The sequence below is a fragment of the Mycobacterium sp. genome (assembly GCF_040398885.1).
Taxonomy (GTDB): domain Bacteria; phylum Actinomycetota; class Actinomycetes; order Mycobacteriales; family Mycobacteriaceae; genus Mycobacterium.
In genome coordinates this window covers 1-6,304 of the sequence record NZ_JBBATF010000169.1, presented here as the reverse complement: position 1 = coordinate 6,304, position 6,304 = coordinate 1, and the positions used below count along the sequence as shown (strand labels likewise).

Sequence of the window (6,304 nt, the reverse complement as noted above, 5' to 3'; positions counted from 1 at the left end):
TCATCTACCACACCGGATTCCGCTCCGCGACCACCGAAGCCGGCCTGGGCTGAGAAGCGCCGGGGCCGAACCGGTCGGCTGTCTGGGACGGCCGGCCGGTTCGGCAACCAATCCTCCGGGCCGGATCATCCAGGCCGGTTTCGGCGGAGTCCGCATCCTGAACCTAGATCCGGTCACGGATGAACGCTAGTGCCCGAGCCAGGATCGCAGTGACAGCTTGCGGCGAGAGTTGCAGGCGCTCGGCAATCTCCGACTGGCTTTGCGCATTCGACAATCGCATTACTACGACCGATCGCTCCTCGGTGGACAACATGTCCAGGATGGAACTCAGGTCGGCGACGTTAATCGACTTAGCCAGTTCATATTCGGAACGCGCGATTCTCTCGGCCAGTTCGGGATCGTCGAGGTCCTCTCGGTTGCCTGTTCTGTGCAAGGACCCGTCCACACGCGCTCCGATCCTCAGGACCTCGTCGATCAACTCCTCGCGATCGATCCCGAGATCGGCGGCCAGTTCGGTCGCGTTCGGGCACCTGCCGATGCGTGTCGTCAGATCCGCGATTGCCGACGATACGTCGGTGCACCGTTCGGCCTGCTTGGTCCCACTCATCAATACGGCCCCCCTGGCTGGTTTTCACTCCGGCGTCGCTTCACCATCCGATAACGCCGGATGGGTGTGTGTAAATGGATCACTGGAGCGAGGTGGGCCTAAACCCATGGAGCGAGTGCCGAACGCCCGCGGCGAAACTAGCCCAGGATCAGCCCCGACGTCGGGACACCGGTGCCCGCGGTCACCAGCACATGCTCGACCCCGTCGACCTGGTTCACCGACGTGCCGCGCAACTGCCGGACCCCCTCGGCGATCCCGTTCATCCCGTGGATGTAGGCCTCGCCGAGTTGCCCGCCGTGGGTGTTGACGGGCAGCCGTCCACCGATCTCGATGGCGCCGCCGGCGACGAAGTCCTTGGCTTCGCCCTTGCCGCAGAAACCCAACTCCTCCAATTGGATCAACGCGAAAGGGGTGAAGTGGTCGTAGAGCACGGCGGTCTGGATGTCCGCCGGCGTCAGGCCCGACTGCTCCCACAGTTGCCGCCCGACGAGGCCCATCTCAGGCAGTCCGAGTTCCGGGCGGTAGTAGCTGACCATCGAGTACTGATCGGGGCTCGATCCCTGCGAAGCGGCTTCGATGACCGCGGGCCGGTGCCTGAGGTCGCGGGCCCGTTCGGCGGAGACCACGACGATCGCCACACCGCCGTCGGTCTCCTGGCAGCAGTCCAGCAGTCGCAGGGGCTCGGCGATCCACCGTGACTTCTGATGGTCCTCGAGGGTGATCGGTTTTCCGTAGAAGTACGCCTTCGGATTGTTCGCGGCGTGCCTGCGGTCCGCCACCGAGACCGCACCGAAATCGCGGCTGGTCGCGCCCGACAGGTGCATGTAGCGCCGGGCGATCATGGCGACCTGCGCGGCCGGGGTGGACAACCCGTGCGGATACGAGTACGAGTTGTCGACGCTGGTCGAGTCCGCACCCTGGATCAGCCGAAGCTGCACCTGGCCGAAACGCATGCCGGAGCGCTCGTTGAAAGCACGATATGCCACAACACAATCCGCGACCCCGGTCGCGACAGCCATCGCGGCCTGCTGGATTGTGGCGCAGGCCGCACCGCCGCCGTGGTGGATCTTGGAGAAGAACTTCAACTCACCGATTCCGGTGGCCCTCGCGACGGCGACCTCGGTGTTGGAGTCCATGGTGAACGTCACCATGCCGTCGACGTCGGCGGGGGTCAGGCCCGCGTCGTCCAGGGCGTCCAGGACCGCCTCGGCGGCCAGGCGCAACTCGCTGCGGCCGGAGTCCTTGGAGAAGTCGGTGGCCCCGATCCCGGCGATGGCCGCCTTGCCGGACAGCGTGCCGGGCATCAGGCACCTCCCCTCGTGAGCGTCGCGGTGGCGACGACGTGGTCGCCCAGGCTGTTTCTTCCAACAACTTTCACGGTGATGAGACCGTTCTCGACGGCGGTGACCTCACCGGAGAGAGTCACGGTGTCATAGGCGTACCACGGCACCCCGAGCCGCAACCCGATGGACTTGATGACCGCCGTCGGCCCGGCCCAGTCGGTGAGGTAGCGCTGCACCAGTCCGGTGTCGGTGAGGATGTTGACGAAGATGTCCTTGGACCCCTTGGCCTGCGCCTGGTCCCGGTCGTGGTGGACATCTTGATAGTCGCGGGTGGCGATCGCGGTGGACACGATGAACGTCGGATCACCGTACAACGACAACTCCGGCAGTTTGGTGCCGACAATCGGCACGTTCACGACGCAGGCTCCCATGCGTGAAGGGTCCACGCCGGTCCACCCTCGCCGGCCGGGAAGTCGATATAGGTTGCGCGAACCGGCATTCCGACCTCGACTCCTGCCGGGTCGACGCCGCGTAGTTCGCCGAGCATCCGAACGCCCTCGTCGAGTTCGACCAGGGCGATGACGAAAGGCGTTGTCCGGCCGGGAATCTGGGGAGCATGGTGAACCACGTAGCTGAAGACCGTCCCGTTACCACTGGCGACCACGTATTCGATCGCGGTCTCCTTGTCCTGCCAAACCGCGGGAACCGGAGGGTGTTGCAGTGAGCCGTCGGGGCGCTTCTGGATTCGCAACTCGTGCGCGTCGACACCGTCCCAGAAGAACCGGGTGTCGCGCGACGCCGCGGGCCGAATCATCATGTCCGGATCGAGGTCTTGCGGCACAGACGATGCGGACGAGTGGGCGGCTGGCTTGAACTTCATTATGCGCCAAAACATGTCGGCGACCGGTTCGTCCCCGGCCGACCAGGTGATCTTCTGGGTGATGAAGAAGCCCTCCCCCAGCGCAGTCTGTTTCGGGCCGACGACGTCGGTCAGTTCCGCCGCGACGCTGACTTCCTCGCCCGGGCGCAGGTAGCGGTGGTAGGTCTGCTCGCAGTTGGTCGCGACGACGCCGACGTAGCCATTGTCATCGAACAATCTCATGATCCTGCTGAGCGGGTCGTCGTCGGCCCGCACCCCGCCCAGCCCGGCCATGGTCCACACCTGGATCATGGCCGGCGGCGCGACGACACCCGGGTGGCCGGCGGCCTTGGCTGCGGCAACGTCGGTGTAGATCGGGTTCCTGTCGCCGATCGCGTCCAGCCAGTGGTCGACCATCGGCTGGTTCACCGGGTGACGACCCTTGCGGGGCTTACTCTTTCCCTCGGCTTTGATCCGTTCGGCGGCTTGTCGGATGTCCTCGACCGGGCTCACCGCGGAACCCTCGGCACCCCGAGCCCGGCCGCCGCCACCTGTTCGCGCATAACCTCGTTGACGCCGCCGCCGAAGGTGATCACCAGGCTGCGTTTGGTCTGCGAATCGAGCCACTGCAGCAGTTCGGAGGTCTCATCCTCGGCCGGGTTGCCGTACTTGCCGACGATCTCCTCGGCAAGCCGGCCGATGCGCTGAATGCGTTCGGTGGAGAACACCTTGGTGGCGGCGGCATCGGCGATGTCGACGGTCTCCCCCGCCGCGGCGACCTGCCAGTTCAGCAGTTCGTTGATCCGCCAGATCGCGCGGATCTCGGCGAGCGCCCGGTGGACGTCGTCGCGATCGATGGGGGTCACCCCGTCACCGCCGGGCTTGGACGCCCAGGCGTGCACGCGGTCGTAGATACAGGCGATCTTGCCGGCCGGCCCGAGCATCACCCGCTCGTGATTGAGCTGGGTGGTGATCAGCCGCCAGCCGGCGTTCTCCTCGCCGACCAGCATTCCGACCGGCACCCGCACATCGTTGTAGTAGGTGGCGTTGGTGTGGTGCGCGCCATCGGCGAGGATGATCGGCGTCCATGAGTATCCGGGATCGTCGGTGTCGACGATCAGGATCGAAATGCCCTTGTGCTTGGCCGCTTCCGGATCGGTGCGGCATGCCAGCCAGACGTAGTCGGCGTCATGGCCGCCGGTGGTCCAGATCTTCTGCCCGTTGACGATGTATTCGTCGCCGTGGCGAACGGCCGAGGTGCGCAACGCGGCCAGATCGGTGCCGGCCTCGGGCTCGGAGTAGCCGATCGCGAAGTGCACCTCCCCGGCCAGGATCGCGGGCAGGAACTTCTTCTTCTGCGCCTCGCTGCCGTAGACCATCAGGGTGGGTCCGACCGTCTGCAATGTGACAGCCGGCAGCGGGACGTCCGCGCGCGCCGCCTCGTTGACGAAGATCTGCTGTTCGATGGGTCCGTAGCCGAGGCCGCCGTACTCCTTAGGCCAGCCGACCCCGAGTTTGCCGTCGGACCCCATCCTCTTGATGACCGCACGGTAGGCCTTGCCGTGCCGGTCGACCTCCATCTCCTCGGCCTCGTCGGAGGAGATCAGCGTGGCGAAGTACTGGCGCATCTCGGCCTGCAGGTGCCGCTGCTCGGGCGTGAGTTCTATATACATTGCGCTCCGCTTCAGTTTTAGTGGCGATCCGCCACGAGGTCCAGCCGATGTGCCGGTCCGCCCAGCAGACGGGTGAGATCTTTGACCGACGAGTAGTAGCGGTGCATGGGATAGGTGACGTCCATGCCCATGCCGCCGTGCAGGTGATGACAGGTCTGCATGGCCGGCGGCAACTGAGAGGTCAGCCAGTAGGCCATGACGTCGAGATCCTCGTCGGCGTCCCGGCCTTCGGAGAGCCGCCACACCACCGATGTGACGGCCAAACCCGCTGTGCGGGAGGCGATGTAGACCTCGGCGAGTTGCGCTGCCACCGCCTGGAAGGTGGCCAGTGGCCGACCGAACTGGTGCCGGCTGGACACGTAGTCCGCGGTGAGCCGCACCGCGCCGGCGGCCAGGCCGGCCGCGTACGCCCCGACGCCGGCCAGTGCCAATTGGTTCAGCCGGTGCACGCTCGCGGCCTCGAGGAACCCGTCGGCGGCGGCGTCCCGGAATTCGACCGCGAACTCCTCGCCACCGGCCGAGGTGTGCGTCTTCGTGACGCGCACCCCGTCGTCGTCGGGCGACACCACGACGACGCCGCTGTCGGTGCTGACCAGCATCCAAGTCGCCTGTCCCGCATAGGGAACGGCGACCTTGGTCCCGGTCAGCCGCCCGTCCTTGAAAGTGGCCGCCGGGTGTTCGGGCAGCGCGGCGCCGGGCTCGTTGAGTGCGGCGGTGAGGATCGCCCCCTTGGGGACTCCCGCGAGGTAGCGGTCCTGCTGCTCATCGGTGGCCAGATCCAGCAGTGGGGCCAGGCCCAGCCCGAGCGTGGCGAGCGCGGGGGACACCGTCGCGTGCCGACCGATCTCGGTGAGGGCCGTGGCGATCTCGGGAAGTCCGACACCGTCGCCGCCGAGGCGTTCGGGCACACCCAGTGCCGTTACCCCGCCGGCGACCAGCGCCTCCCAGCTGTTGTCATGGCCGAGTACGGTTTTGACGACATCGGCGACGGCCTGCTGCTCCGGCTCCGGAGTGAAGTCCACCGGGGTTCCCTTCGTTATGAAGACGGCGAACCGGTGTAGTCCACCCGCCAGTGTTTGATGCCGTTGAGCCATCCCGAACGAAGCCGGTCCGGGGTGCCGATCGCGGAAAGGTCGGGCATGTTGTCGGCAATCGCGTTGAACATCAGGTCGATGGTCATGCGGGCAAGGTTGGCGCCGATGCAGTAGTGCACGCCGGTGCCGCCGAAACCGACGTGCGGATTCGGGTCGCGCAGGATATCGAACTTGTGAGGTGCGTCGAACACCTCCTCGTCGAAGTTCGCCGAGCGGTAGAACATCACCACCCGCTGGCCCGCTTTGATTTTCACCCCGCCCAACTCGGTGTCCTGGACGGCGGTCCGCTGGAACGCCGTCACGGGTGTCGCCCACCGGACGATCTCGTCGGCCGCCGTGGCCGGCCGTTCACGTCTGTACAACTCCCACTGCGCGGGGTTGTCGAGGAAGGCGATCATCCCGTGGGTGATCGAGTTGCGGGTGGTCTCGCTACCCGCGACGGCCAGCATCAGCACGAAGAAGCCGAACTCGTCGTCGGACAGTTTCTCGCCGTCGATATCGGCGTTGATCAGGGCGGTGACGATGTCGTCCCCGGGATCCTTCGCCTTGACCGCAGCCATCTGCATGGCGTAGCCGAGCAGTTCCACCGAGGAGGCCCGGCTGTCGATCTCGGCGAACTCCGGATCCTCGTTGCCGGTCATCTCGTTGGTCCAACGGAAGAGCTTCGCGCGTTCCTCCTGCGGCACACCGAGAAGCCCGGCGATCACCTGCAGCGGCAGCTCCGAGGCCACCTGTTCCACGAAGTCCCCGGAACCTCCCGCCGAAGCGGTCTTGACGATGTTCGTCGC

Annotated in this window: 7 protein-coding genes; all 7 read right to left on the bottom strand. The window is 66.2% G+C overall.

Annotated features, from left to right (window positions below):
* Window positions 1-163: 163 nt before the first annotated feature.
* Window positions 164-607: a sigma factor-like helix-turn-helix DNA-binding protein gene (locus ADBZ5U_RS13720; RefSeq protein ID WP_526811082.1), complete on the bottom strand. Its 444-nt coding sequence runs from the start codon at window positions 605-607 to the stop codon at window positions 164-166.
* A gap of 137 nt (window positions 608-744) precedes the next feature.
* A complete protein-coding gene (gene ltp2 / locus ADBZ5U_RS13715; protein WP_526811080.1) occupies window positions 745-1,911 on the bottom strand; it encodes a 17-hydroxy-3-oxo-4-pregnene-20-carboxyl-CoA lyase in 1,167 nt (388 codons plus the stop codon).
* Window positions 1,911-2,300, bottom strand: a complete 390-nt coding sequence (locus ADBZ5U_RS13710) for a MaoC family dehydratase (protein WP_526811084.1) — start codon at window positions 2,298-2,300, stop codon at window positions 1,911-1,913. Before ADBZ5U_RS13710 ends, ltp2 begins: the two co-directional genes overlap by 1 nt.
* Window positions 2,301-2,302: 2 nt before the next feature.
* A complete protein-coding gene (locus tag ADBZ5U_RS13705) occupies window positions 2,303-3,262 on the bottom strand; it encodes an OB-fold domain-containing protein (RefSeq protein WP_526811078.1) in 960 nt (319 codons plus the stop codon).
* Complete coding sequence (gene fadE29 / locus ADBZ5U_RS13700) at window positions 3,259-4,422, bottom strand: acyl-CoA dehydrogenase FadE29 (protein WP_526811076.1); 1,164 nt, start codon at window positions 4,420-4,422, stop codon at window positions 3,259-3,261. The genes ADBZ5U_RS13705 and fadE29 overlap by 4 nt, the downstream gene beginning before the upstream one ends.
* A gap of 17 nt (window positions 4,423-4,439) precedes the next feature.
* Entirely contained in the window at window positions 4,440-5,444 is a 1,005-nt protein-coding gene (locus ADBZ5U_RS13695) for an acyl-CoA dehydrogenase family protein (RefSeq protein WP_526811074.1), read from the bottom strand.
* A gap of 14 nt (window positions 5,445-5,458) precedes the next feature.
* A partial coding sequence (locus tag ADBZ5U_RS13690) for a cytochrome P450 (RefSeq protein WP_526811072.1) occupies window positions 5,459-6,304 on the bottom strand: 846 nt, incomplete at its 5' end.